This window comes from Microcystis aeruginosa NIES-4325, from assembly GCF_008974145.1.
Lineage (GTDB): Bacteria > Cyanobacteriota > Cyanobacteriia > Cyanobacteriales > Microcystaceae > Microcystis > Microcystis aeruginosa_G.
This window is the reverse complement of the sequence record NZ_BJKP01000008.1, coordinates 1-24,139: the sequence shown is the minus strand read 5'-3', so window position 1 is coordinate 24,139 and position 24,139 is coordinate 1. Positions and strand designations below refer to the sequence as shown.

19 protein-coding genes are annotated in these 24,139 nt (G+C 43.9%); 12 read left to right on the top strand and 7 right to left on the bottom strand.

Annotated elements, in window-relative coordinates; translation table 11 throughout:
• Positions 1 to 152: 152 nt before the first annotated feature.
• Entirely contained in the window at positions 153 to 1,334 is a 1,182-nt protein-coding gene (locus MiAbW_RS06170; RefSeq protein ID WP_151695373.1) for a cysteine desulfurase family protein, read from the bottom strand.
• A 778-nt stretch (positions 1,335 to 2,112) separates the two neighbouring features.
• On the opposite strand from MiAbW_RS06170, the gene MiAbW_RS06165 reads away from it, so the two are divergent.
• Positions 2,113 to 2,430, top strand: coding sequence for a KGG domain-containing protein (locus MiAbW_RS06165; RefSeq protein ID WP_151695372.1), 318 nt, complete (start codon positions 2,113 to 2,115; stop codon positions 2,428 to 2,430).
• 90 nt (positions 2,431 to 2,520) lie between these two features.
• Here the strand turns inward: MiAbW_RS06165 and MiAbW_RS06160 are convergent, their stop codons facing one another.
• Both MiAbW_RS06160 and smpB read right to left on the bottom strand, forming a co-directional pair.
• Complete coding sequence (locus MiAbW_RS06160; protein WP_151695371.1) at positions 2,521 to 3,069, bottom strand: DUF2808 domain-containing protein; 549 nt, start codon at positions 3,067 to 3,069, stop codon at positions 2,521 to 2,523.
• A gap of 118 nt (positions 3,070 to 3,187) precedes the next feature.
• The gene (smpB, locus tag MiAbW_RS06155; protein ID WP_151695370.1) at positions 3,188 to 3,652 is read right to left on the bottom strand and encodes an SsrA-binding protein SmpB; all 465 of its coding nucleotides are present in this window, start codon (positions 3,650 to 3,652) and stop codon (positions 3,188 to 3,190) included.
• 216 nt (positions 3,653 to 3,868) lie between these two features.
• On the opposite strand from smpB, the gene psb29 reads away from it, so the two are divergent.
• Both psb29 and cofH read left to right on the top strand, forming a co-directional pair.
• Positions 3,869 to 4,555, top strand: a complete 687-nt coding sequence (gene psb29 / locus MiAbW_RS06150; protein WP_172967347.1) for a photosystem II biogenesis protein Psp29 — start codon at positions 3,869 to 3,871, stop codon at positions 4,553 to 4,555.
• A 137-nt stretch (positions 4,556 to 4,692) separates the two neighbouring features.
• Complete coding sequence (cofH, locus tag MiAbW_RS06145) at positions 4,693 to 5,829, top strand: 7,8-didemethyl-8-hydroxy-5-deazariboflavin synthase subunit CofH (protein ID WP_151695368.1); 1,137 nt, start codon at positions 4,693 to 4,695, stop codon at positions 5,827 to 5,829.
• A gap of 94 nt (positions 5,830 to 5,923) precedes the next feature.
• Here the strand turns inward: cofH and MiAbW_RS06140 are convergent, their stop codons facing one another.
• The 4 genes from MiAbW_RS06140 to MiAbW_RS06125 form a co-directional block, all read right to left on the bottom strand.
• On the bottom strand, positions 5,924 to 8,926 hold the full coding sequence (locus tag MiAbW_RS06140) for an MGH1-like glycoside hydrolase domain-containing protein (protein WP_151695367.1): 3,003 nt from the start codon (positions 8,924 to 8,926) through the stop codon (positions 5,924 to 5,926).
• Positions 8,927 to 9,368: 442 nt separating this feature from the next.
• Positions 9,369 to 10,394 carry a phosphoribosylformylglycinamidine cyclo-ligase gene (gene purM, locus MiAbW_RS06135; protein ID WP_151695464.1) on the bottom strand — a complete coding sequence of 342 codons (1,026 nt, stop codon included), beginning with the start codon at positions 10,392 to 10,394 and terminating at the stop codon, positions 9,369 to 9,371.
• Positions 10,395 to 10,498: 104 nt separating this feature from the next.
• Positions 10,499 to 11,230: a RadC family protein gene (gene radC / locus MiAbW_RS06130; RefSeq protein WP_151695366.1), complete on the bottom strand. Its 732-nt coding sequence runs from the start codon at positions 11,228 to 11,230 to the stop codon at positions 10,499 to 10,501.
• 97 nt (positions 11,231 to 11,327) lie between these two features.
• Positions 11,328 to 12,515: an aspartate aminotransferase gene (locus MiAbW_RS06125; RefSeq protein ID WP_151695365.1), complete on the bottom strand. Its 1,188-nt coding sequence runs from the start codon at positions 12,513 to 12,515 to the stop codon at positions 11,328 to 11,330.
• A 370-nt stretch (positions 12,516 to 12,885) separates the two neighbouring features.
• On the opposite strand from MiAbW_RS06125, the gene MiAbW_RS06120 reads away from it, so the two are divergent.
• The 9 genes from MiAbW_RS06120 to ppc all read left to right on the top strand — a co-directional run bounded on the left by MiAbW_RS06120 (position 12,886) and on the right by ppc (position 23,734).
• On the top strand, positions 12,886 to 14,172 hold the full coding sequence (locus tag MiAbW_RS06120; RefSeq protein WP_151695364.1) for an FAD-binding oxidoreductase: 1,287 nt from the start codon (positions 12,886 to 12,888) through the stop codon (positions 14,170 to 14,172).
• Positions 14,173 to 14,181: 9 nt separating this feature from the next.
• Entirely contained in the window at positions 14,182 to 15,537 is a 1,356-nt protein-coding gene (locus MiAbW_RS06115; protein ID WP_151695363.1) for a (Fe-S)-binding protein, read from the top strand.
• Positions 15,538 to 15,678: 141 nt separating this feature from the next.
• Positions 15,679 to 16,977, top strand: a complete 1,299-nt coding sequence (locus tag MiAbW_RS06110; RefSeq protein ID WP_151695362.1) for a homoserine dehydrogenase — start codon at positions 15,679 to 15,681, stop codon at positions 16,975 to 16,977.
• Positions 16,978 to 16,996: 19 nt separating this feature from the next.
• Positions 16,997 to 17,905, top strand: coding sequence for a LysM peptidoglycan-binding domain-containing M23 family metallopeptidase (locus MiAbW_RS06105; protein ID WP_151695361.1), 909 nt, complete (start codon positions 16,997 to 16,999; stop codon positions 17,903 to 17,905).
• A 176-nt stretch (positions 17,906 to 18,081) separates the two neighbouring features.
• Complete coding sequence (gene minC, locus MiAbW_RS06100; RefSeq protein WP_151695360.1) at positions 18,082 to 18,909, top strand: septum site-determining protein MinC; 828 nt, start codon at positions 18,082 to 18,084, stop codon at positions 18,907 to 18,909.
• 151 nt (positions 18,910 to 19,060) lie between these two features.
• Positions 19,061 to 19,861 (top strand): septum site-determining protein MinD, encoded by an 801-nt coding sequence (minD, locus tag MiAbW_RS06095; protein ID WP_151695359.1) that lies wholly within the window; start codon positions 19,061 to 19,063, stop codon positions 19,859 to 19,861.
• 29 nt (positions 19,862 to 19,890) lie between these two features.
• Positions 19,891 to 20,178: a cell division topological specificity factor MinE gene (gene minE / locus MiAbW_RS06090; RefSeq protein ID WP_151695358.1), complete on the top strand. Its 288-nt coding sequence runs from the start codon at positions 19,891 to 19,893 to the stop codon at positions 20,176 to 20,178.
• A complete protein-coding gene (locus tag MiAbW_RS06085; protein ID WP_151695357.1) occupies positions 20,175 to 20,363 on the top strand; it encodes a hypothetical protein in 189 nt (62 codons plus the stop codon). The genes minE and MiAbW_RS06085 overlap by 4 nt, the downstream gene beginning before the upstream one ends.
• Positions 20,364 to 20,677: 314 nt before the next feature.
• Positions 20,678 to 23,734, top strand: coding sequence for a phosphoenolpyruvate carboxylase (ppc, locus tag MiAbW_RS06080; RefSeq protein WP_151695356.1), 3,057 nt, complete (start codon positions 20,678 to 20,680; stop codon positions 23,732 to 23,734).
• The last annotated feature ends 405 nt before the right edge of the window (positions 23,735 to 24,139 follow it).

Here is a 24,139-nt window from a genome sequence, read left to right as displayed (position 1 = left end):
CACAACAGGCGCCATCTTCTTTTTTCCAGCAAATCTTGACTGGTTCTGTATCTGTTTTTCAGTGGCTTTCAACTTAGATATTCGGCTAATTAGGCTTTTTTGGCTATTTTATCTCTGCGTCTTTACTCATTTTATTAGAACAGGATTTGATATTACTGGTCTGAGCAAAAATTAAAATTTTTGGCTTTGCGGAGGGAATTAACCGTTAAAACCACCTGTTCCCCCACCTGTTCAATTTCTTCTAAAGTATTAAAACGACTCAACCCGAAGCGCAGGGAAGCATAGGCGAGAGATTCGGAGCGACCCAAGGCAGTTAAAACGTGAGAGGGGGCGGTATGGCTAGAAGAACAGGCAGAACCGGAGGAAAGCGCCACTATTGGCTGTAATCCTAACAATAAGGCCGCACCGTCCACCCCTTCAATACTAATATTCAAATTTCCGGCTAATCTTTGACTAGGATGACCATTGAGATAGATTCTGTCTAATTGACTGATAATCTCCCATAAACGGGCTTTTAATTGATTTAAGTACCTAGTATCTTCTTCGATCGCTTTGATAGCCAATTCCACCGCCTTGGCAAAACCGACAATTTGTGGTGTAAATATTGTCCCCGATCGCAGTCCTTTTTCCTGGCCTCCCCCTTGAATTTGAGCGGCGAGACGGACTCTAGGCCCCCGGCGCCGGACGTACAGCGCACCGATTCCCTTCGGTCCGTGAACCTTGTGGGCAGTTAAGGACATTAGATCTATATTCATTTCCTCCACATCTAGGGGAATTTTCCCGATTGCTTGGGCCGCGTCCGTATGAAAAAGTACCTGATAGCGGCGACAAATCGCCCCAATTGCCGCTAAAGGTTGAATCACCCCAATCTCGTTATTAGCAGCCATAATTGACAGCAAAATCGTCTCAGGACGCAGAGATTTTTCTAGTAATTCCAAGTCAATTAGGCCATCAGCACCGACGGGTAAAATTGTCACCTCAAAACCCATTTTTTCCAGATAATGACAAGGATCTAAAACGGCGCGATGTTCTGTCACCACCGTGACTAGGTGCCGCCCCTTGGCGAAATACGCTTCGGCAACCCCTTTGATAGCCAGGTTATTGGCCTCCGTTGCCCCACTGGTAAAAATAATTTCTTCGGGGCTACTATTAATAGCAGCGGCGATTGTTTCTCTTGCCTGTTTAACCGCGGCCTCGGCTGTCCAACCATAGACATGATTAATACTACTGGCATTACCAAAGTGTTCGGTAAAATAGGGCAACATCGCCGCCAGAACTTGTGGATCGAGCGGTGTCGTAGCGTGGCAATCTAGATAAATCGGCTTTTGAGACATATTTTTTGCGTGCGGGGATCAGGAAGTGCAGGTAAACTTACCGCTAATGGTTATGACGGAAAAACTGAAGGCGATTTACGAAGATGGTACTTTGTATCTGCCAAGTAAATTTTTTCGGCTCTTCTAGAGTAGTTATGATCTATGATACCAAATCCGTTTTTAATCATAATGATTAATTGCCAATCCAACTTTAACAACCCGATCCCTTCTCCGATACAGCCATTTTCAAGGGGAAAATGTACCCAGTGGCGGCTTGTCATTTTTTTCTGAGAATTCCCATGCAGTAAGGGAAGTGGGCAGCGGAAAGTGGGGATTTTTCAGTGAACAGTAATCAGTGAACAGGGAGAAGGGAGCAGGGAGAGAGGAGCAGGGAGAATAAATAAAAGCAATCTCCTGAATACTGATCTTTTTAGGTAGGAGAATTGCCAGATACTGTCTTTTGCCTCTTGCCTTCAGAAGCTGATCACTGAAGACCGACTCCCCAAAAGGCCAACTTTGTACCTCACCATTAAGATAACTGATAGTTCTTGAGACTGACTAACTGCTCAATTCGCTTAATATTTTTTAACATAAAATACGATCTTTGATCGCTGTAATTGGTTCCCTAGAAGTCAAGCTAATGAGTTATGATACTAGGTAGTGATCCATAGTTCTTAGAGGAAAAAAGCGGGGCAATCTCAATTTTTTGTCCAGCGACAAGACCATGATTTTGATGTTTTAAAAATCTCGCGTAAGTCTTTAAGAACTTTTAAAATCAGCATTCACAAGGAGGTATATTATGACAGGTAAGAGTAAACGCGGTTTTGCCTCTATGGATCAAGCTAAACAACGGGAAATCGCTAGTAAAGGTGGTAAGGCTGCTCATCAAAAAGGTACAGCCCACGAATTTACCTCGGAAGAAGCCCGGGAAGCGGGACGAAAAGGTGGTGAAGCGGTTAGCCGAGATCGCGCCCACATGGCAGCCATCGGACGGGAAGGGGGCAGAAATTCCCACAAAGGCAGTCGCAAAAACTTAAACTCGGAGGAAAATTACCCAACCAACGAGTCTATAGGTGAAAATTCCCCAGATTTTGGCAACTCGGAAGCAAATAGTTGACTTGGGTTGACTCTTTCTCGGACTAACAGGGTGTTGGGGTGTTGGGGTTTTTAGTTGAAATTCCCCATTTCCCCATCCCCAATAAATACTTTAAGGTTCGATACTGACAATCCAAGTGCCAACGTAGAGACGGACAGGAATATTGCCAGAGGCAGTCACATCACAGGTAAAGTAATAAGTGCCTAATTCGGGATTTCTGACATTAGACATGACGATTTCAACTTTGCTGGTCGGATCGATCGCTTGTTCGGGGATAATTTGAATAACGCGACTATCCTTATCCCAAACCACTTCCTTTAAAGGTAAAGATTTGCCGTTGATGCGTACCTCGATTTTATTGGTGTCAAACTGGCCGTTAAAATAATCGGGATAGGAAATAAAAAAAGCTGAAGCTCCTTGGGAGAGTTTTTTCGCGGGAATATAGAGTTTATAACGATCCATTTGCTTGGGACGACCGCCAAATTGCAAAAAATAATCTAAGACATCCTTGCGATCGACTCCGCTAAAAATTGTTAGGCCAGGGTTGCCATTGGCTAAAGTTATTTTTGGTAAAACAATCCCTGCACCTACAGCTAAGGATAGAGCGATCAAAGCGGGTGCTTTAGCATATTTAATTACTTTTGTCAAGAGTTTTAACATAAATTTTAACCCAAGGTGAGGGGGATGGTGACGGCCGCAAGGGGCTTAATACAGTTCAACTGTAACAAAACTCGATCGTTTCTTACCTAGACCTTTGCCAGTCCGATAAGTGTCTTGGTTAACGCTTCATCGCTCGTGCCATATCCCGTTGATCCTGACGACGTTTCAAATCTTCGCGTTTATCGTGTAATTTCTTGCCTCTACCGAGGCCAATGCTGATTTTTACCCAACTACCTTTAAAATACATCTTCAACGGCACAAGAGTTAAGCCTTTCTGTTCCACTTGACCGATGAGTTTGCTGATTTCCTTTTTGTGCATCAACAATTTTCTTGTCCGGCGCGGATCGTGATTAAAATATTCGCTACTCTGTTCGTAGGGGGAAATATGAACATTAATTAACACCGCTTCACCATTGCGGAGTAAAACGTAACCATCCCGCAGGTTCACCTTACCAGCGCGCACAGATTTAACCTCGGTCCCCAGCAACTGCACCCCCGCTTCAAAAGTCTCTAAAATCTCGTAGAGATGGCGCGCTTGCCGGTTATCACTGATAATTTTGATTTTGTCGTCTTGATTAGCCATATAGTCAAATGAAAAGTGAAAAGTAAAAAAGCGATTGGTAGAGGCAGTATCGGCTAATTATCTCGATTTTCCCGTTTCCATATCTTTATATCTTACTCGCTCTTTTGCTCTCTCTGGACTGACTGCTGGCGGCTCTTTGGTGATCACCGGCCTTGTCAGGGGGAACCAGAAGGGGGAAAATGAGAGCAGTGTTAAATTTTTATGAAGTTTGGTTCTGTGGACAAAATTCGTACTGTTTCCGATAGTAAGCGTGATTTTTATACTCGCCACACCCGCCCCATCAATTCGGTATATCGGCGCGTGGTTGAGGAATTATTAGTTGAGATGCACCTGCTCTCCGTTAATGTAGATTTCCATTATGATCCAATTTATGCCCTTGGTGTGGTTACTTCTTTCGAGAAGTTCATGGAAGGCTATCGTCCGGAGGAAGATAAACCGAATATTTTTAATGCTTTGTGCCAAGCGGTTAATGGTAATCCCGAAGTCTATCGTCGTGATGCCGAAAATATGATCGCTATTGCCAAAGAAATTAATATTGATTCCTTGCTCTCCCAACTGCAAAACCAGGCTCTAGGTGGTAACAATCAGTTGTCTGATAGTTTAGTTTCGGTGATCAACGCGCCTAAGTTTAAGTATAGTCGCCTCTTTGCCATCGGTCTCTATACAATTTTAGCCGAAGCACAACCGGACATGATCAAGGAAAAAGAAAAACGCGAACCAATTTTGCAAAAGTTCTCAGAAATTCTCCATCTCTCCAGCGAGAAACTGCAAAAAGACCTCGATGTTTATCGCGGTAATCTTGATAAAATGGATCAGCTGCTCAAGGTTATCGAAGATGCCCTAGAAGCAGAAAAGAAAAAACGTCAACAAAAAGAACAGGAAAAACAAACCACCCTGCAATAAAGGCTCTCAACCGGAAATTACCGCGTGCAGACAAGGGAATGGGGAACAGAAAAAGGATTAAATCGGCTCTCTTTCTTTACTGTTCCTTCTGACCTCGTTCTACAATTAGGATCGCCAACCCTCAATATTTATTTCCCGTGACTAATTCCTCCATCACCGCACCCGTAACCGATATTTTGGCAAAAGCGCGGTCAGGGGCAAATTTATCGGCAAAAGAAGCGATTATCTTGCTAGAAACTACCGATAACCGTTTAATTGCCCAGATTCGGGAAACGGCAGACTTTTTGCGTCATCAACAGGTGGGAGATACCGTCACCTACGTGATCAATCGCAACATTAATTTTAGTAACATTTGTGAGCAGCATTGCAGTTTTTGTGCATTCAGACGCGATGAAAATGAAGAGGGAGCATTCTGGCTTAATTTAGAGGAAATTATCGCTAAAGCGGCGGATGCTGTCCATCGTGGGGCGACAGAAATTTGTATGCAGGGAGGATTAAACCCAAAAGCCAAGATTAAGGGCAATTCCTTAGACTATTACCTCGAAATTGTTAAAAACTTGAAACAAGCCTTTCCTGACCTGCATTTACACGCTTTTTCGCCCCAAGAAGTCCAATTTATCGCTAGAGAAGACGGTTTAAGTTACGAAAAAGTTATCGCTTCCCTGCAAGAAGCAGGAGTCAATTCTCTGCCGGGGACGGCTGCCGAGGTGTTAGTGGATGAGGTGAGACGGGTAATTTGTCCAGAAAAAATCGATGCCGCCACTTGGTTAGAAATAGTCGGTACTGCCCATCGCTTAGGGTTACATACCACCAGTACCATGCTCTGCGGTCATATTGAAACCCCTAGCCAACAGGTGCAGCACCTTGAAAAAATTAGAAAACAGCAAGAAATCGCCCTAGAAAATAATTATCTGGCTAAAATCACCGAATTTATTTTATTGCCTTTTGTGGGACAATCGGCCCCCAAACCCCTGAGAAATCGAGTCGGACGAGATCAGCCAATTTTAGCCGATACATTAAAATTAACAGCAGTGGCGCGGATTTATTTGGGCAATAGCATTAAAAATCATCAACCCAGTTGGGTAAAATTGGGCTTACAGGGGGCGACAGAAGCCTTGAACTGGGGTTGCAACGATCTCGGTGGTACTCTCATGGAAGAACATATTACCACTATGGCCGGGGCCCTGGGCGGTACTTGTTTGACCGTCGAGGAATTAGCAACGGCGATTAAATCCCTCGATCGCCCCGCCCGTCAACGGGATACAATCTATTAGAGTCTATTTAACCCGAATCCTGGATTAGCTGAAAGCTTGATCCTGTCCCGGGTTAAAACTTTCCTTCTCCCGTCCGACTGAAGTTAATTGAGTATTAAGAAGGTGCGCTATTGAGATAGTTATATTCTCCGACCTGATAGATCAAATTAGCTACGAGTCCTGTCCAACCTGTTTGATGGCTTGCTCCCAGTCCTTGACCTGTATCTCCGTGAAAATATTCGTAGAACAGTATTAAATCCTGGCCATCAGGGGTTTTGAAAAGCTGACGAAGTTTTGGGTTATCTCCGTAAACTGGTCGTTTCCCTGACCAATCAGGCAGGAAAATCTTAATGAGTTTCTTAGATAGTTCAATTGAAACTTCTTCAAGGCTAATTTTGTGGTGCGATACTGAAGGACATAATACTCCAAAGTCTTTTTCTTTTAAACAGACATTGAAGTATTTATGAAACTTCTTCAGAGATTCAATAATCAGAAAATTCATGGGAAACCATACCGGACCACGCCAATTAGAATTTCCAGTATGTACAGGAGTTTTTGTTTCAGCAGGTTCGTATTTCATTTCAATTGGAAAAGGCTGCACATCTGGATTTGCCTTAATTTCAGGATGCCATACAATTTTTATCATACCATCCAATTGATACGGGTGTTCTTCATGAAATTTAGACAAAGATCGAATTCCATAATCACTTAAGAATTCCTTTTCGTCAAGAAGCTTATCAATGATATTTTGTAATTTCTTCTTGTTGACAATTGATAAAAATAAATCTAGGCACTCATGTAAATCTGATCGAATATCAACACATTCTTCTTCTCCCAGTAAATACTTGAATTCTTCCTCATTCCTAAACCTAGCAAAACAAGATTCTGGATTATAAAAGCTTGCTCTTAAATTCCTAGTTAAATCTGTTTCTGTTTCTTTCCCAAAAGTTTCCACAGTGAACAAAGGAACAATACCAAGAATGGAGCGATATTTTAGTGGTAATTCTAAGGAAAATTTTTCCAGAGAAATTTTCAAAACTTCATAGTAGAAGTTATCATTGCTATCCCAAAAAGCAACTTGATTTTTGTCAACAATTTCGTTTATTTCATGGACAATTAATATGAAGTTTTTCAGGAAATCTTTTGCAGAATTTTCACGCTCTTTTTGCTTCTCTACATCTAACTTAGTAACTATTGTCAACATATTCAAATAAAACATTGCTATCCAACTTGTGGCATCAATTTGTTCTATTGTGACTGTTTCTTGGGTGAGGAATTGATTTCGATCAACTATAGATATATTATCTAATCCTAAAAATCCAGCCTTAAAAACATATTTCTCTTTTGTTTCTCCTGATTGTTTAGGTAGCCTGTTATTTTTTAGCCACCAATCTAAAGTCTTTTGCAAATTATCAAAGATTAATTGCAAAAATTTTTGATCGCAAGGAGAGCCATATATGTCATGCTCTATTTCGTCAACTTTCAAAGCTGCCCAAGCAAGAATGGGAGGGTTTACTTCATCAAAACCAAATTCACAAGACGGAATTTGCCCATTATCTTTGCTGTACCATGGTTGAGTAAAAAGCAATATTTGCTCTTTAGCAAAATCTGGATCGATTAAAGCAAGGGTAATCGCATGAAAAGCTGAATCCCAGACACAAAAATAAGGATATTCCCATTTATCTGGCATGGAAATTATATCTTCACCGTGCAAGTGAGTCCATTTCTTATTGCGGTCGTTATTTCTGATGTGTTCAGATGTTTTTCGTGGGGGATATATTTTATGCCACTTTCTATCTTGATATGACCGATCTCCTTTGAGCCAATCTTGAACTATATAGTAATAAAATTGCTTGTTCCATAGCATTCCTGCAAATGCCTGTCTTTGAACTTGTCGTTCCTCATCTGAAATTGGAAAATCTGAAGGAGTAATAGCTTGATAAAATGCGTCAGTTTCTTCTTTCCGCTTGTCAAAAACCTTCTCAAAATCACTTCCAAAAGGATTAGCATCAGGTAGTTGATCTGGCGCAACATCTGTCAAGCGCAACCATATCACTTGAGGTTTATCAGCTTCAATAGTGAGGTTATAGTGAGCGGCTGCTTTTGTCCCTTTCTGTTCAGGGTTGACTTTATCTAGCTCTTGATTAACGACATAATTGTTGATTCCGTCCTTAACATATTGACTCGCATTAGCAGTATGGAAAATGCGTTCGTTGTTAGTTTCATTTTCAGTAAATAACAGAGGAGTATCTCCTTGACAATAGAGATAATAATCACCTAACTCACTATGATGGGCTTTAATAGTAGCTACATTATTGGCAACTTTCTGCAAACTTGGTTTTTGTTTTTCCCTTTCTGCATCTCCCAACCAAGACCAAGTGTTACGAAACCAGAGAGTAGGTAAAATATGTAGTGGATGAGCTTCAGAGCCTCGATTCCAAACAGTAATTTTAATTAAAATATCTTCAGGAGTCTTCTTGGCATATTCAATAACAACATCAAAGTAACTATTATTGTCAAAGCAACCTGTATCAATTAGCTCATATTCAGGGTGTTCCTCTCCTCGACTATACTTAGCATCTCCTCGTTTATTATTCTCTTGAATGAGCTTCTTATAAGGAAATTCATAAGGATACTTATACAATGCCTTCATATAAGAATGAGTGGGGTTATTATCTAGATAAAAGTAATATTCCTTGACATCTTCCATGTGATTTCCTTGATTAGGCCAGCTATCGAATCCTGTTAAACCAAAAAATCTTTCTTTGAGATGCTTTTCGGAATGCTGATCTTTTTCATTCCAAAGCTCATCTTCTTCATTCCAAAGGGTTAGGGCAAAACATAGACGCTGACGCTCATCAGAAATTCCCAATATTCCATCTTCTCCCCAACGGTAGGCACGAGAACGAGATTGCTCGTAATCAAAATATCTCCAAGCACTACCATCCTGACTATAATCTTCTCGGACAGTTGCCCATTGGCGATCGCTTAAATAGGGACCCCATTTTTTCCAAGGGATATTTTGTTCACGGACTTCTTGCAAGCGTTTGTATTCTTCAGTTTGCTTCCGAGCTTCTGCGAAGGAATTATCTTTTTGGGTATCTTGAGTTGTCAACATGACTTTTCTCCTTTATCTTCATTTTTTGTCCTGTACTTAGCTTTTTGCAGTCCTTAGATTTTTTGTCCTGTACTTAGGTACTTGGTATGGTGGACTTGTTGAACCAAGAATCCCCCCCATGAGCGCTTCGGGGAGCGTCAAATCACCAACTGCCTTTAAATCCCGAAGCTCCAGTCACCAGCACTTTTTCCCCAGACCACCGCTACCCTAAGAGTTGGGAGATAGGCATTTCTTGCATGGCCATAACCTCCTTTTCTCTGAAAAAGTGTCTTATCAGGTTCTGACCTAATTCTATCGAGAAGCAAACTAAGTATAACTACTTAAGTAAAAAAACTTAATATAAATTGGGTTGGGGATAAGCCGAAACGCTGCTGCTATCCCAGCCAGTCAACCTGATTTTTTGGTGGAATTGATGGCAAAATCTTCTTAGCCTGAACTAACTTTAATCAAGCCCAACAATTTCTCCCTTGCCGGCAATCACTTCGCCGATTTGGTAGGCATTAATCCCAGAGGATTGTAGTTGATTAATAGTCGATCGAGCCAGATCTGATGGGACAATGATCACAAAACCGATACCCATATTAAAAGTATTAAACATGGCTTCGGCATTAACCGATCCCATCTGGGCTAACCAGTGAAAAATCGGCAAAATTGGCCAACTTTCGCGGTAAATCCGCACAGAATGCCCTTTACCTAAGCAGCGGGGCAAATTTTCCGGGATGCCACCCCCGGTAATGTGGGCCATGGCGTGAATATCTAACCCAGAGCGCAGCAGTTCTAGCACAGGTTTGACATAAAGTCTAGTGGGAGTTAACAAAACTTCACCTAAGCTAGAGCCGGCCAAAATTTCGGGGCAATCTTGCCAATTTAAGCCCTGGGTGTCGATAATCTTACGAACAAGACTAAAACCGTTACTGTGAACCCCACTACTGGCTAAACCAATAGCCACATCGCCGATTTGCACCCTACTGCCGTCGAGTAATTGACTTTTTTCGACAATACCGACGCAAAAACCCGCTAAATCGTACTCTCCTGCCGAATAAAACCCCGGCATCTCCGCCGTTTCCCCTCCCAAAAGAGTACAACCACTATCACGACAGGCCCTAGCGATTCCCGACACCACCGCCGCTAACTGTGACGCTTCCAGTTTACTGGTGGCCAGATAATCCAAGAAAAATAAAGGTTCAGCCCCGGAGGTTAAGACATCGTTGACGCACATGGCCACCAGGTCAATTCCCACCGTATCATGGCAATTGAGACTATGGGCAATTTTCAGCTTGGTTCCTACGCCATCAGTTCCCGATACTAACACCGGTTGCCGATAACCGGAAGGTAACTGAAAATAGCCACCAAAACCGCCTAAACCGCCGATAACTTCAGGACGGAAGGTACTTTCCACATTTTGGCGAATTTTCTCGACAAAAGCGCGTCCCGCTTCCACATCCACGCCAGCTTCTTTATAATCCATGCCCAATTGACCGATTGTATCTCTCAAATTTTACCCGGATTTCGGTCGCACTCGCTCCCTTTTCCAGCTAAACCTAACAACAATTTTTGATTTTTACAAGAGGTCTAATCTTCTTGGGGATATTTTTCCCAAAGATCCGTGATTTGGCGAAGACTTTGGAAGTTGCCATTACCGAGTATCAAATGATCTAGGAGAGGAATAGCTAGATAGGTGGCCCCCTGTAATAATTGTTCTGTGAGTAAAATATCGTCTTGACTAGGCACAAGTGACCCAGTGGGGTGATTATGGGCGATAATTAACTTAGTAGCTGATTGTTTAACTACTTCTCGAAAGATTTCTCGCGGATGTACCAGTGTTTCCGTGGCTGTGCCGATAGTAATCACTTTTAGCGCAATTAACTGATTTTTGACATCGAGTAAAATAACGGCGAAACGTTCCTGAGACTGATACATTAGTTCATGGCCAAGGATAGCGGCAGCGGTATCGGGACTATCGATAACCATTTTTTCCGTCGGTCGTCGTTGAAAAGCCCGTTTTCCCAATTCGATCGCCGCTAGAATAGTAGTGGCCTTAGCTGGTCCAATGCCATGAATAGCGGTTAATTCATGGGGGTGAATATCTCTCAAAACGTCCAAAGGATCCCGGCGATATTTACTCAATTCGTTGAGAATATGCTGTCCTAAACCCACTGCCGAGAGTTTCCCCTTACCTTGACCTGTAGCCAATAAAATCGCTAATAATTCACCATCGGTGAGGTTTTTCGCCCCGACACTGATTAAACGTTCTCTGGGTCTTTCACTGACGGGAATATCGGCAATTCTTAAGCTGTAGGTCATGGAAGTGGCAAGCTACCGCGATAAAATTCCATCATAATCGCAATTTTAGTCAGCGCCTAGAGGGATTTGGCCGATAAATCAAGGGGAAAAATTCTCTTTACCGATAGCGAATTCCCGCATCTTCGAGGCGCTGTAAAGCTTCCCCCAACCGCGGGATATCGGCGATTAAACTGACGCGCACATAACCTTCCCCTCCTTCTCCAAAAGCATTGCCAGGAGTGACGACGACACCGGTTTTTTGCAGGACGCTAAGGGCGAAATCCGTGGAAGTCATACCGACGCTACAGGGAACCCAGAGATACATTGTCGCCTTAGAGAGGGGAATATCCCAACCTAATTGTCCCAAACCTTTGATTAAAAAATCTCGTCGCTGCCGGTATCTTTCCTGTACTTGTTTGACGTATTCATCCGACAGTTGTAGGGCGGTTTCGGCCGCTTTTTGGATGACGGAAAAGATGCCATAATCGAGATTAGTTTTCAGGGTGCGTAACCCTTGAATAATATCGGAATTGCCCACGACAAAACCGACGCGCCACCCAGCCATATTATAGGTTTTCGAGAGGGTATGAAATTCTACACTAATCTCTTTTGCCCCTGGAATTTCTAATAAACTGGTGGGCTGATAACCATCAAAACTCAATTCAGCATAACAGAGATCGTGGACGAGCATAATCTCATAGTGCCGGGCCCAAGCAACGATTTTTTCAAAAAATTCCCGGGGGGCAACGGCGGCGGTGGGATTACTGGGATAGTTAAAATAGAGGATTTTCGCCTGTTTAGCCACATCTTCGGGGATAGAATCGATATCTATTAGCCAATCCTGTTCCGCTTTTAAAATGATCGGGTATAGCGTCGCCCCAGCAATCAATGGACCGCGAAAATGGGCGGGATAGGCAGGACTGGGAACCAAGACCACATCGCCGGGGTTAACATAAGCTAAGGCCAGGTGAGATAGTCCCTCTTTGGAACCTAGCAGCGGCAAAGCTTCGTTATCGGGATTGAGTTCCACACCATAAGAGCGATAATACCATTTAGCGATCGCATCTCGGAAACTGGCGGTTCCTTCAAAGGGGGGATAACCGTGAAATTGGGGCGTTTCAAAAGCTTGAATGGCCGCTTCGATAACTGGACGCGGCGCAGAACCGTCCGGGTTGCCCATTCCTAAATCGATTAAATCTAGTCCTTCTTTGCGGGCTAAGGTTTTTAATTCATCCAAGCGGGCGAAAACGTAGGGGGGTAAGGCACTTAATCGCTTGGCGCGGCTATTCGTCCAATCTACACTCATTACTTCTTGGCTTACTGATCGAGGTAATCTACCATTATCGCACGAGTGTATGGCTAATTCAGCAGTTAAGCTGTTCGTAATTTAAATTGCTTGTTGAGACGAGGCAATAGGCAAGAGGCAAGAGGCAAAAGGATAATTTTCCCTTTAACCTTTCGCTTTTTCCCTACATTTGCCGAAAATTTTTTGATTTATGCAAGAGAGCTTTTTTGGTGCCTCAGTATGGCTAGAATTGCCCGACATGGGAGATGGAGAGCCAAACTAAGGTAATCTAATTAATAGAGGCTGAAAATTACTGATTAGCCCCAGCATTACCCCCATTCTTCGCCATTATCCGCCGGTAAGTCCTCACTCCTCAATTCTTTTGTAAAATATGACTGCGATCGCTGCCCAGATAACTTCTATTTTACCCCCCGACACCACGGTTATGCCTTGGCCACAAGTGCCAAAAGAGGAACAAGAAAGATTATCAAGGGCAATTAGGGGCAAAAGTCCTGAAATTCTAGTCTATCCCGCCAATACAGCTGCTTTAGCCTCTCTGGTGCGTTTTGCCAACGAAAATCGTCTGTCTTTATTGGCCTACGGTCAAGGCAGTAAATTAGATTGGGGTGGATTAGTCCAGTCACCCGATATTTTAGTCAGTACCCAAAATCTCAACCGGATTATTGACCATGCTAGGGGAGATTTAACTATAACCGTGGAAGCTGGGCTTAAACTGGCTGATTTACAGGCTTTTTTGGCTCCTAGCGGTCAATTTCTTCCTCTAGATCCCAGTTATGCCCATAATGCCACGATTGGCGGTATTATGGCCACGGCCGACGCGGGAACATGGCGGCAAAGATACGGTGGAGTCCGGGATCTGATCCTAGGATTCTCCTTTATCCGTCACGATGGCGAGATTGCTAAAGCGGGAGGGCGTGTGGTGAAAAATGTGGCGGGATACGACATGATGAAGCTATTTACGGGTTCCTATGGCACTTTGGGGATTATCGATCAAATTACCCTGCGACTGTATCCCGAAACCGCTAACTCAGAAACCCTGATAATCAGAGGAAATAGCGAAAATATTAGCAAATTGAGTCAAGTTATTCGGCAATCGGCCTTAACTCCCACCGTGGCTGAATGTTTAAACCCAGGGATGACGCAAGCACTAGGATTAGGGGAAAAAGTCGCTTTACTGCTTCGTTTTCAAAGCATTCCCGAAAGTATTAGCGAACAATCGCAACAGGTGAGTTATTTAGGACAACAGTTAGACTGTCAGACTAATTATTATCGGAATGAGGAAGAAGTTTTTCTATGGCAAAGATACCGAAAAACAATGGATAATTATGACCAAGAGGGCAATTTTTTCGGCAAAATAGGATTATTACCTAGCAGTTTAGCTCTAGTGATCGACCAAATTAACGGACTAGCCTCGATTAATATTAGTAGCGGCGTGGGTAAAGTTATCTTAAAATCGGAGGAAAATCTTGAAAAAATTCGCTCTTTGTGCAGTGCCAATCAGGGTTATCTAACGGTGTTAACCGCACCTCCATCGCTAAAGGAAAAAATTGAACCTTGGGGTTATACAGCTAACGCGATTACCATGATGAAAACCCTAAAAACTAAATTCGATCCTCACGGTATTTTTAGTCCTGAACGCTTTCTTAACAAAATCTAATTAACAATTATGCAAGCCTCCGAACATTCCCTTAACTTTCAAGAATTAATCGACCAAAAAAATCAAGGATTTGACCCCAAAAATCCCCCTGCCCAAGAATTAATCGATAGTTGTGTTCACTGTGGTTTTTGTCTATCTACCTGTCCCAGTTATCGAGTGATTGGCAAGGAAATGGACTCTCCCCGGGGCAGAATTTATCTGATGAATGCCATCAACAAAGGGGAGGCAGTTTTAGACGAAACCACTAGCCAACATTTTGATACTTGTTTAGGTTGTTTAGCCTGTGTTAGTACCTGTCCATCGGGAGTACAATACGATCAATTAATCGCCGCAGTTCGTCCGCAGGTGGAACGCAATCAACCCCGCAGTTTTAAAGATAAAATTATTCGTTTTCTCATTTTTAATCTCTTTCCCTATCCCGTCCGTCTCAAATTATTTTTACCCTTCCTCTGGTTATATCAAACCCTAGGATTACAAACCCTAGTCAGGAAATCGGGTATCTTAAAAATGCTCTTTCCCCGTCTAGCGGCCATGGAATCAATTCTACCCAAAATTACCCTAAATTCTCTGTTTAAAAACTATCCCGATGTTATTCCTTCCCAAACGGAAAAACGCTATCGGGTGGGAGTAGTTTTAGGTTGTGTGCAGAGACTCTTTTTCTCACCGGTAAATGAAGCGACAGTGCGGGTTTTAACTGCCAATGGTTGTGAAGTGGTTATCCCAAAAACCCAGGGTTGTTGTGCCGCTTTACCCGCACACCAAGGACAGGAAAAACAAGCGCAAAGTTTAGCCAGACAAATGATCGATAGTTTCGCAGCAAACGAGGTTGATTATATTATTATCAATGCGGCGGGTTGTGGTCATACTCTCAAGGAATATCATCATATTTTAGCCGACGATCCTGAATATAAAGATAAGGCTAAGGAGTTTGTGGCTAAAGTACGCGATGCTCAAGAATTTTTAGCCGCAGTGGGATTAACTGCTGATTTATCGCCGATTACCGAGACAGAATTAACCCTAGTTTATCAAGATGCCTGTCATCTTTTACACGGACAAAAAATCTCGGTGCAGCCACGGCAATTATTGCAAAAAATCCCCAATATTAACTTAAAAGAACCTATCGATGCGGCCCTGTGTTGTGGTAGTGCCGGAGTTTATAATATGCTACAGCCAGATACTGCCGATGAATTAGGTCAGCAGAAAGTCCGCAATTTATTAAATACTGGGGCTGCGGTGATTGCTTCTCCTAATCCAGGTTGTTCCCTACAAATTAAAAAACATCTGCAATTACAGGGAAAAGATACACCCGTTATTCATCCTATCGAATTATTAGATTATGCGATTCGCGGGCTGAAAATTGGCTAACTCCCACCATTTAAGCTGTGTTAGTGGTGTCAGGGAAGCAAAAGAAAACCCCACAGACAAAGACCTTGTAATGATAGAATCGACAATGGCGACGGCTTGCCCATTAGTATTTTTTGCGTCGGACTAGCAGGAGACAAAAGCGTGACCTTTAAGATTGGTTTACTCGGTTTCGGGGTTGTGGGGACGGGAACAGCGAAAATCCTCCTCGATCCTTTTGGTCGTCATCCCGTACTCAAAGAGATTACCATTGGACGAGTGGGAGTTAGATCCCTAGATAAACCGAGAGAAATCGAGCTTTCTCCCCAGCTGTTGACCACTGACCTAGAATCGATCGTTACTGACCCCGAAATTGATATTATTGTCGAATTATTGGGGGGTTTGGAACCGGCGCGCTCTTTAATTCTCCAAGCAATCGCATCGAGAAAGCACGTTGTTACGGCAAATAAGGCGGTTATTGCCCGTTTTGGTGATGAAATCTACGCCAAGGCCAACGAAAAAGGGGTTTATGTCCTCCTAGAAGCGGCCGTGGGTGGTGGCATTCCCGTCATTAAACCTTTAAAACAATCCCTCGGCGCTAATCGCATCAGCAGCATCATGGGAATTGTCAACGGCACAACTAACTATATTCTCACCGAAATGAGCCAAAAAGGGGCAGATTTTAGCGAAGTTCTGGCCAAAGCTCAGGAATTAGGCTATGCAGAAGCGGATCCCACTGCGGACGTGGATGGATTCGATGCAGCCGATAAAATCTCCATTTTAGCCTCTCTGGGTTTTGGAGGTCGGGTAAAACGGGAAGATGTTTACTGTGAAGGGATCCGGCAAGTTAGCGCCGTCGATATCGCCTACGCTGATAGACTGGGATTTGTGATCAAATTATTAGCGATCGCAAAAGATACGGTTAAGGAAGATTCCGATACCCTAGAGTTGCGGGTTCATCCGACCCTAGTACCGAAAACCCATCCCCTCGCTAATGCTAACGGAGTCTATAACGCTATTCTGGTCGAAGGGGAACCCTTGGGGCAAGTGATGTTTTATGGACCGGGTGCCGGCAGCGGACCGACGGCCAGCGCGGTAGTATCGGATGTGATGAATATCGTCGGAATTTTAAAAAGTAGTGGCAAAACCAAGGAACTTGACCCGCTTTTAAGCTGTATTCACCAGCATTATTGTCAAATCGCCCCCATGGAGGATTTATCAACCCGTTTTTATGCTCGTTTTCTCTGTCGCGATGTGCCGGGGGTAATCGGTCATTTAGGTATGGCTTTCGGCGACCATGGAGTTAGTCTAGAATCCGTGGTACAAATTGGTATTAGGGGTGATTTAGCCGAAATTGTCGTTGTTACCCACGATGTACGCGAGGGCAATTTCCGCGACGCTTTAGCAGCCATAGAGTCTTTAGAAGCTATTGACAGTATTCCTAGTATTCTCCGGGTTTTGTAATTAAGAAATCGGTTTTTTTATGGTCATGGGTCGGAGAATCAGAAGTGGGAAAATTTGGCTAAGTTTCACCAGCACAATTTTGTTTTTTTGTCTAGGTTTTTTGGGCTTAAATCAAAAATTAATTTTTGCCCAAGGGTCTGATAATGTTTGTCCCCTACCGATTTTATCAAGGTTACAACGCCATAAAATCCAAGCGGGAGAAACGATCGCCTCCATCGCTGAAAAATACGCTCTCATCCCGGCAACGATAATTAAACTCAATCCGACTATTCTCAAAAATGGTTTAGCCCCCGTGGGAAAAGAAATCTTTATTCCCCCGATGAACGGCATTCGCATCGAAGCACCCCGGGGTTCCACTTGGCGCGATTTAGAAGCGGCCTATGGTATTCGTGCCGATATACTCTTTGAGCTTAACGGTTGTGGTCGTCGGCCGACAATAGTTTTTATACCCGGCAGCAATTGGTCAGCCACGGACAAGCGATCGGATTATACTGGATTAAGTTCTTATCCCTTACCCTTTGCCAGCACTGTCGGATTAACCTACGGTTGGCAAAAAAGTCCCACGGAACAGAAAAATCTCTTTCATAGTGGTATTGATCTTCTCGCAAATATTAGTACAAGTGTTTTAGCGGCCGAGGATGGTCTAGTGATTTATGTGGGTCAGGAGGGGGCCTATGGTAATTTGGTAGTAATTAATCATTTAGGTCGCCGGCAGACCCGTTATGCCCATTTAAGCAGGGTTACAGTTAGAATTGACCAAAGGGTACGAGCAGGAGACGTTATCGGTGCGGTTGGCACCACGGGACAACCGGATATTATTCCCCCCCATCTTCATTTTGAAGTGCGCTTAGATACTCCCGTCGGTTGGACAGCGCAGGATCCCGCTTTGCATTTGCCCCAAATCCACCCGCAATCAAGTCAAAAGTAACCCGACTAAGGGCAATAAGTCCGGCAGAAATGAGAGAATTTTGATTTGTAGCAGGTATTAACCATATCTGCCATTACTTTTGAAAAATTGTATGGGGCACTTCACTGATTACCGCTCCCGTCGGTTTGCTGATCTCTATTTTGCCCTTTGTCTTTTTTAAGTAAAAAATTATCTCTATGGATGAAACTAAACCCGAATTAAATCAAGAAATTGACTTAGAAACCGAAAAAATTGAGCCATCAGCCTCGCTAAGGTCGAGATACGCCCAAATCCACCTAAAAAGTGAGGGCGAGAAATTGCTGCTAATTTTGCCCAAAACCAGTGCCAGGGAGACAAGTCAGGATTGGACAGATATCTTGACAGGATTGAAATATTATCTCCGTAATAGCGGTCAAAACTGCCCCGCTAGAACACCAGTACACCTACAGGCCAACGATCGCCTGATGGATACACGCCAACTACAAGCGATCGCCACAATTTTAGACAGCGCCGAATTACCCCTGCACACGATCCAAACCCAAAGAAGACAAACCGCAGTGGCAGCGGCAACCATGGGTTACAATGTCGAACAAATGCGCTCGAATACCCATGTTTTCGGGGAGGGGCAACCGCCCCAATCCCCCCTCGCTGAACCTTTGTACTTAAAAACCACCCTGCGATCGGGTGTAGAAATCCGTCACCCCGGTACAGTGATAATCATGGGCGATGTCAACCCCGGCGGCTCCCTCGTCGCTGATGGCGATATATTAGTTTGGGGGAGTTTACGCGGTGTAGCCCATGCCGGATTTCGCGGCGATCGAGCAGCGGTAATTATGGCCCTGCGAATCGACTTAACTCAACTGAGGATCGCGGAATTAGTGGCACGAGCCCCGGCTTTAGATAGCGATCGCATGGAACCAGAAATCGCCTGTATCAGCGAAGGAGGAATCCGCATCATTGGGGCTTATAATTTTTCCAGAACCTACACCTTTAAAGATAAAGTGGGATGGGTCGAAAAAAAGTGAGCAGTGACCAGTAAACAGTGATCAGTAAACAGTAAAAATAGGGATTAACTGCGTTGAAACGAAAAACTCTATCAAACTAATAACTGATAACTGATAACTGATAGCTGATAACCAGTAACTGATAACTGATAACTGATAACTGATATAAATTATGGCTCGTGTAATTGTGGTGACATCGGGAAAGGGAGGAGTCGGTAAAACGACAGTAACGGCGAACTTAGGTTCAGCCTTATCTCAATTAGGCTGTCGAGTCGCCCTTGTCGATGCCGATTTCGGACTGAGAAATCTCGATTTATTGTTAGGATTAGAACAGCGTATAGTTTATACTGCCCTCGATGTGGTGGCGGGAGATTGTAGCCTTGATAAAGCTTTAGTTAAGGATAAAAGACAGGAAAATCTGGTTTTATTACCAGCGGCACAAAATCGCACCAAAGAGGCAATTACTGCCGATCAAATGAAAGATTTAGTCGCCCAATTGTCAAAAAGTTATGACTATGTATTGATTGATTGTCCGGCAGGAATTGAAATGGGTTTTCGCAATGCGATCGCAGCTGCCCAAGAAGCGATCATCGTTACTACCCCAGAAATGTCGGCGGTGAGAGATGCCGATCGCGTGGTGGGACTACTAGAAAGCGAGGATATTAAAAGTATCCGCCTGATTGTCAACCGGCTGCGGCCAGAAATGATCCAACTTAACCAGATGATCAGCGTCGAGGATATTCTCGACCTCTTGGTAATTCCCCTGTTGGGGATTATTCCCGACGATCAAAGAATTATTATTTCCACTAATAAAGGGGAACCATTAGTATTAGAGGAGAAGACCTCTCTCCCCGCCACGGCCTTTAGAAACATTGCCCAACGTTTACAGGGTCGCGATGTGCCGTTTCTAGATTTAATGGCTGGTCAGGAAGGTTTTCTTACTCGTCTGCGTCGTCGCTTGTTTGGGCCTTAAACTCTCTCATCTCAACCCCTTAACCTACTATGAATGACCTGATCGATAAACTTCTAGCATGGCGCGGTTCGGGCAAAAGTGGCGACCAAGCTAAACAACGCTTAAAACTTATTTTAGCCCACGATCGCGCCGATCTTAGTCCCGAACTTCTCGATATGATGCGTCAAGAAATCTTAGAAGTGGTCAGTCGTTATCTTGATATCGACACCGAGGAAACCGAGTTACTCCTAGAAAGTGACCAACGAACTACCGCCCTGATTGCTAATTTTCCGATTCGTCGCATCAAACGCCGTCCTTTAACCGAAAAATTGCCATGAAAACTCAACCGATCGAGCTTTGGCTTAGTCTAGCGGTTACTCCCTTTCTTCTCTCTTATCTGGCCTTGCGTTCCCTCAATCATGGGTTAATTGAATTGGGCCAAGAAAGTGAGGAATTGTTTCGCGGCGATCGCTTGCCTCTGCTCAATATTCCCGATCAGTTACCGGTAAACAGTGATCGATAATCTTTTCTGGAAAAAGTTACCAGGAAAAAAGTCCTTTTGCCCCCTGAAAAGAGGCAAGAATAGTGAAATTTTTGTTAAAAATCGCCAAAAATGTGATTCTTTGGGATACAATCTCATTTCTGACAAACCCTACAGAACCAATCCCGATAGATCAGTTATCAGCGATCAATTATCAATGATCAGATTTGAGTTTTCAGTGAATAGTATTAAGGGGCAAGTTCTGAGCTTTCTTTTCACTGATTACTGTTTACCGTTTACTGATTACTGTTTACCGTTTACTGATTACTGTTTACTGATTACTGATTACTGAAATTATGAACGTCCTTGTCCCCTCGACCGAAACCGAACAGGATATTTTCAGCACTTCCAACCTGTTTCTGCAGCAAAGACTGAAATTAATCGAAGATTTATGGAAAGAAGTCTTAGTCTCCGAATGTGGTCAAGAATTAGTCGATTTACTGGAATTACTGCGCCATCTCTGTTCTGAGGAGGGACAAGTGACCGATGATAGTCCCGAAGCAACGATCACCAAAATGATCGAAGACTTGGAACTAGGGGAAGCGATCAAAGTTACCCGCGCTTTTGCCCTCTATTTCCAGTTAATCAATATCATTGAACAACACTACGAACAAAGAGACCAGCAACTACTCCGAAGGACAGTGATCGGGGAAGAAAACGAAAGTCCCAAGGCAGGCCCACCGCAAAAAAGCATTTTAGCCACCATTGTCGGGGCCGATTGGCTAGAAAAAACCCTGAACGAGTCCGATAACTCCACTCCAAAATCGGGACTATTTCACTGGTTATTTCCCTATCTCAAACAGGTTAACGTCCCCCCCCAAGAAATTCAGCGTCTTCTCGATCAGTTAGATATTCGTCTGGTTTTCACAGCCCACCCCACGGAAATTGTCCGTCATACCATTCGCATTAAACAGCGCCGCATCTCCGGCATTCTCGAAAAACTCGACCAAGCAGAAGAAATCTTTCGCAGTATGGGGTTAAATAACTCCAGAGAAGCACAAACAGTCACCAAACAGTTAAAAGAAGAAATACGTTTTTGGTGGCGAACAGATGAACTACATCAATTTAAACCCACCGTCGTCGATGAAGTAGATTATGCCCTCCACTACTTCGATGAAGTTCTCTTTGAATCCCTACCCCAGTTAACCCTGCGTCTGCAGCAAAGCCTACAATCCTCCTTCCCCCGTTTACAAGCGCCGAAAAATAACTTCTGTCGCTTCGGTTCTTGGGTTGGGGGGGATCGGGATGGCAATCCCTCCGTTACCCCCGAAGTCACCTGGAAAACCTGCTGTTATCAGCGCAATCTCGTTATTAAAAAATATCTCGATGCTATTCGCGACCTGACCAGTATTTTAAGTGCCTCCCTGCACTGGTGTCACGTCTTGCCGGAGTTGCTGGACTCCCTAGACAGAGATAAACAGCAAATGCCCGAAATCTATAGCCAGTTAGCCATCCGCTACCGTCAGGAACCCTATCGCCTCAAATTGGCCTTTATTCAAAAACGTCTAGAAAATACCCGCGATCGCAATAATCGCCTCAATGATCCGGAAGAACGACAATTATTAACTAAACTCAACGAAACCAACATCTATCGCTCAGGTTCCGAGTTTTTAGCCGAATTACAGCTATTACAGCGCAGTCTCTTGCAAACCGGTCTTTCCTGTCAAGAACTCGATCAACTGATCGCCCAAGTGGAGATTTTTGGCTTTGTCCTGACTCAGTTAGATTTTCGGCAAGAATCCACCCGTCACGCCGAATGTATCGAAGAAATCGCAGCCTATCTCGGAGTTTTACCCAAACCCTACGGCCAATTAAGCGAATCAGAAAAAATCGCCTGGTTAGTGGAGGAATTAAAAACCCGTCGGCCCTTAATTCCCCGGGAAATGCCCTTTTCGGAAAGAACCTGCGAAACCATTGAAACCCTGCGAGTTTTAAGAAGTCTGCAAGGGGAATTCGGTCTGGAAATCTGCCAAACCTACATTATCAGCATGACCAACGAGGCCAGCGATGTGCTAGAAGTGCTGTTATTAGCCCAAGAAGCCGGTTTATACGACCCCGCCACTAGCCGCAGTTCCCTCCGCATCGTTCCCCTCTTTGAAACCGTCGATGACCTCAAACACGCCCCCGGCATCATGCAGACTTTGTTTGAATTGCCCCTCTACCGGGCAGCCCTAGCCGGCGGTTACGACCATTTAGCGGCTTTAAACGGGGAGGACGTGACCCAGGAACCGGCCATCCTAGAACCGGGTAATTTACAGGAGATTATGGTGGGTTACTCCGATAGTAACAAGGATTCTGGCTTTTTAAGCAGTAATTGGGAAATTCATAAGGCCCAGAAGGCTTTACAAAAAACCGCTAAACAATACGGCGTGGATCTACGTCTTTTTCATGGCCGGGGCGGTTCCGTCGGTCGCGGTGGGGGTCCAGCCTACGCCGCTATCCTCGCCCAACCCCGGGGAACCATTAACGGTCGCATTAAAATCACCGAACAGGGCGAGGTTTTAGCCTCGAAATACTCTTTACCAGAATTGGCCTTGTATAACCTCGAAACCGCCGTGACAGCAGTCATACAGGCAAGTTTACTGGGCAGTGGTTTTGATGATCTCGAACCCTGGAATCGCATCATGGAGGACTTGGCCACCTGTTCACGGCAAACCTATCGCAGTTTGATTTATGAAGAACCGGACTTTTTAGACTTCTTTCTGTCCGTAACTCCCATTCCTGAAATTAGTCTTTTACAGATTAGTTCCCGACCAGCCCGCCGGAAAAGTGGTCAACAGGATTTAAGTACCCTGCGGGCAATTCCCTGGGTGTTTAGTTGGACGCAAACCCGTTTTCTTTTACCAGCTTGGTATGGTTTAGGGACAGCTTTACAGATGTTTCTCGATGATTCTCCTAACCGAAATTTGGAATTGTTACGCCATTTTTATCACAAGTGGCCTTTCTTCCAGATGGTGATTTCTAAGGCAGAAATGACTTTATCGAAGGTGGATCTACAGATGGCCTATCACTACGTCAGTGAACTTTCTAAACAGGAAGATCGAGAACGTTTTCAACGTCTGTTTGAAAGGATCAAAGAGGAATATAATCGCACTAGCGAGATTGTTCTCCAGATCACCGGCGAGAAAAACTTATTAGATAATGATCCGAATTTACAGCGCTCGGTGCAGTTACGCAACGGTTCGATCGTTCCCCTCGGTTTCCTACAGGTGTCTCTGCTGAAGCGTTTACGTCAATACAATAGTCAAGCCCAATCCGGTGTGATTCATTTCCGCTATTCTAAAGAGGAGTTATTAAGGGGTGCTTTAATGACGATTAATGGTATTGCCGCAGGGATGAGAAATACCGGTTGATTACAGATAATTAATGGTAGTTTTCGGGTGGTTATCTTGAAGGTAATCCTCCCCATTTTTTGAATTTGTCAACTTTTTGTAGAACTTCTACTATAGTAAAAAATGGGTTATTTAGGACGCTTTCAATTTTCAAACTCTTATCGGTCAAGGGTTTCAGCGATTGATTGTCCTAACCACCCCGATCTTTGCTATAATACTAAATCCGTTGAGTAACGCACAGAAAACGGGTTTCTCGGAGAAACCCGTTTTCTACTCATGCACTCATGCAAAAAGGGGAATATAGCGGGTTTCAGTTGAATGAGGTACAGCATGGATGACTAGGTAGGCTCTTTAAAAGGGGTATCGCAATAGCAACAATGGGTAAACCAGTGATGGATGTCTCGCAATGTAATCTGACTAAAGGCT

Bases quoted from the DNA above. Each gene is read 5' to 3' on its own strand.
- radC (WP_151695366.1), bottom strand. From the start codon at position 11,230: ATGACCTACAGCTTAAGAATTGCCGATATTCCCGTCAGTGAAAGACCC.
- minC (WP_151695360.1), top strand. From the start codon at position 18,082: ATGGATGAAACTAAACCCGAATTAAATCAAGAAATTGACTTAGAAACC.
- MiAbW_RS06170 (WP_151695373.1), bottom strand. From the start codon at position 1,334: ATGTCTCAAAAGCCGATTTATCTAGATTGCCACGCTACGACACCGCTC.
- ppc (WP_151695356.1), top strand. From the start codon at position 20,678: ATGAACGTCCTTGTCCCCTCGACCGAAACCGAACAGGATATTTTCAGC.
- MiAbW_RS06165 (WP_151695372.1), top strand. From the start codon at position 2,113: ATGACAGGTAAGAGTAAACGCGGTTTTGCCTCTATGGATCAAGCTAAA.
- MiAbW_RS06160 (WP_151695371.1), bottom strand. From the start codon at position 3,069: ATGTTAAAACTCTTGACAAAAGTAATTAAATATGCTAAAGCACCCGCT.
- purM (WP_151695464.1), bottom strand. From the start codon at position 10,394: ATGGATTATAAAGAAGCTGGCGTGGATGTGGAAGCGGGACGCGCTTTT.
- minE (WP_151695358.1), top strand. From the start codon at position 19,891: ATGAATGACCTGATCGATAAACTTCTAGCATGGCGCGGTTCGGGCAAA.
- MiAbW_RS06115 (WP_151695363.1), top strand. From the start codon at position 14,182: ATGCAAGCCTCCGAACATTCCCTTAACTTTCAAGAATTAATCGACCAA.
- MiAbW_RS06105 (WP_151695361.1), top strand. From the start codon at position 16,997: ATGGTCATGGGTCGGAGAATCAGAAGTGGGAAAATTTGGCTAAGTTTC.
- MiAbW_RS06120 (WP_151695364.1), top strand. From the start codon at position 12,886: ATGACTGCGATCGCTGCCCAGATAACTTCTATTTTACCCCCCGACACC.
- MiAbW_RS06085 (WP_151695357.1), top strand. From the start codon at position 20,175: ATGAAAACTCAACCGATCGAGCTTTGGCTTAGTCTAGCGGTTACTCCC.
- smpB (WP_151695370.1), bottom strand. From the start codon at position 3,652: ATGGCTAATCAAGACGACAAAATCAAAATTATCAGTGATAACCGGCAA.
- MiAbW_RS06125 (WP_151695365.1), bottom strand. From the start codon at position 12,515: ATGAGTGTAGATTGGACGAATAGCCGCGCCAAGCGATTAAGTGCCTTA.
- minD (WP_151695359.1), top strand. From the start codon at position 19,061: ATGGCTCGTGTAATTGTGGTGACATCGGGAAAGGGAGGAGTCGGTAAA.
- MiAbW_RS06140 (WP_151695367.1), bottom strand. From the start codon at position 8,926: ATGTTGACAACTCAAGATACCCAAAAAGATAATTCCTTCGCAGAAGCT.